This is a genomic window from Mesorhizobium sp. CU3, assembly GCF_006442965.1.
Taxonomy (GTDB): domain Bacteria; phylum Pseudomonadota; class Alphaproteobacteria; order Rhizobiales; family Rhizobiaceae; genus Mesorhizobium.
The window spans coordinates 1-2,500 of sequence record NZ_VFWX01000033.1 but is presented as its reverse complement, the minus strand read 5'-3'; the positions used below and the strand labels follow the sequence as shown (position 1 = coordinate 2,500).

Below are 2,500 nucleotides of genomic sequence, written 5' to 3'. Positions count from 1 at the left end.
CCTCACCGGATTACCAAACCTAACCAAACTCCGAATACCTGGGAGTACTAGTCGGCAGACACACGGCGGGTGCTAACGTCCGTCGTGAAAAGGGAAACAACCCTGACCTACAGCTAAGGTCCCCAAGTTATGGCTAAGTGGGAAAGGATGTGAGGATCCCAAAACAACCAGGATGTTGGCTTAGAAGCAGCCATCATTTAAAGAAAGCGTAACAGCTCACTGGTCTAAATAAGGGTCTTTGCGCCGAAAATGTAACGGGGCTAAAGCCATACACCGAAGCTTAGGGTTCGTGAGCAATCACGAGCGGTAGCGGAGCGTTCTGTAAGCTGATGAAGCCGTACCCGTGAGGGGCGGTGGAGGTATCAGAAGTGCGAATGCTGACATGAGTAACGTAAGGGGAGTGAGAGACTCCCCCGCCGAAAGACCAAGGGTTCCTGCTTAAAGTTAATCTGAGCAGGGTTAGCCGGCCCCTAAGACGAGGCGGAAACGCGTAGTCGATGGGAACCACGTTAATATTCGTGGGCCTGGAGGTAGTGACGGATCACACAAGTTGTCCAATCTTATCGGATTGAACGGGCAGCGGAGTGGTTCCAGGAAATAGCTCCTCCTTATAGACCGTACCCGAAACCGACACTGGTGGTCAGGTAGAGTATACCAAGGCGCTTGAGAGAACTATGCTGAAGGAACTCGGCAAATTGCACGCGTAACTTCGGAAGAAGCGTGACCCTTTTCTACGCAAGTGGAGGAGGGTGGCACAGACCAGGGGGTAGCGACTGTTTATCAAAAACACAGGGCTCTGCGAAGCCGCAAGGCGACGTATAGGGTCTGACGCCTGCCCGGTGCTGGAAGGTTAAGAGGAGGGGTGCAAGCTCTGAATCGAAGCCCCAGTAAACGGCGGCCGTAACTATAACGGTCCTAAGGTAGCGAAATTCCTTGTCGGGTAAGTTCCGACCTGCACGAATGGCGTAACGACTTCCCCGCTGTCTCCAGCATAGACTCAGTGAAATTGAATTCCCCGTGAAGATGCGGGGTTCCTGCGGTTAGACGGAAAGACCCCGTGCACCTTTACTATAGCTTTACATTGGCATTCGTAGTGGCATGTGTAGGATAGGTGGTAGGCTTTGAAACCTGGGCGCCAGCTCAGGTGGAGCCACCCTTGAAATACCACCCTTATTACTATGGATGTCTAACCGCGGCCCGTTATCCGGGTCCGGGACAATGTATGGTGGGTAGTTTGACTGGGGCGGTCGCCTCCTAAAGAGTAACGGAGGCGCGCGATGGTGGGCTCAGAACGGTCGGAAATCGTTCGCTGAGTGCAATGGCATAAGCCTGCCTGACTGCGAGACTGACAAGTCGAGCAGAGACGAAAGTCGGTCATAGTGATCCGGTGGTCCCGCGTGGAAGGGCCATCGCTCAACGGATAAAAGGTACGCCGGGGATAACAGGCTGATGACCCCCAAGAGTCCATATCGACGGGGTTGTTTGGCACCTCGATGTCGACTCATCGCATCCTGGGGCTGGAGCAGGTCCCAAGGGTATGGCTGTTCGCCATTTAAAGCGGTACGTGAGTTGGGTTCAGAACGTCGTGAGACAGTTCGGTCCCTATCTGCCGTGGGTGTAGGAATATTGAAAGGATCTGTCCCTAGTACGAGAGGACCGGGATGGACGGATCTCTGGTGGACCTGTTGTGGCGCCAGCCGCATTGCAGGGTAGCTATATCCGGACGGGATAACCGCTGAAGGCATCTAAGCGGGAAACCCACCTTGAAACGAGTATTCCCTGAGAACCGTGGAAGACGACCACGTTGATAGGCCGGGTGTGGAAGAGCGGCAACGCTTGAAGCTTACCGGTACTAATAGTTCGATAGGCTTGATCGTTCTCATTCCTAATATCCATCCGACGAAGTCGGATGGTCTGCCAGCGCTCACGCATGAGCGGCCCTCACGGGCCTATGCTCCGCGAGGGCGCCGGACGACCGGCGACGCGCAGTCGCGCTTGCGGGCTTACGCCCGAAAGCAAAACGCGAACGTCGCTTTGGCACAAAACGCGACGATCCTTTGGGATCGCGCTGCGACGATCTTGGGATCGCGCCTGAACAGCTTCTCGATTTGAACGTGCGTTTTGCCGACCTGGTGGTTATGGCGGAGCGGCTGCACCCGATCCCATTCCGAACTCGGCCGTGAAACGCTCCAGCGCTGATGGTACTTCGTCTCAAGACGCGGGAGAGTAGGTCGCTGCCAGGTCTGCCAAGCGCACGTTCATAAATCTTCTCTTCACGAAAAGGCCCGCCAAACGGGATCTCGGGCCGCGCAAGCGGCCCTTTCATTTGGCGGTATCTTGATTCCGGTAAGCTAAAACTTACCTCTAATTACGCAAGCAAACGCTTGCTCGTAGTCGCAAGCAAACGCTTGCTCGTAGGTGACGCGGGGTGGAGCAGCCCGGTAGCTCGTCAGGCTCATAACCTGAAGGTCACAGGTTCAAATCCTGTCCCCGCAACCAA

General features: G+C 55.2%; 1 tRNA gene and 2 rRNA genes (1 of these 3 cut by a window edge). All 3 read left to right on the top strand.

Annotated features, from left to right (window positions below):
• Positions 1-1,877, top strand: a 23S ribosomal RNA gene (locus FJ988_RS30455) (it extends 923 nt beyond the left edge of the window).
• 251 nt (positions 1,878-2,128) lie between these two features.
• A 5S ribosomal RNA gene (rrf, locus tag FJ988_RS30450) occupies positions 2,129-2,243 on the top strand.
• Positions 2,244-2,422: 179 nt separating this feature from the next.
• Positions 2,423-2,499: transfer RNA gene (locus FJ988_RS30445), tRNA-Met, on the top strand.
• Position 2,500 lies beyond the last annotated feature (1 nt).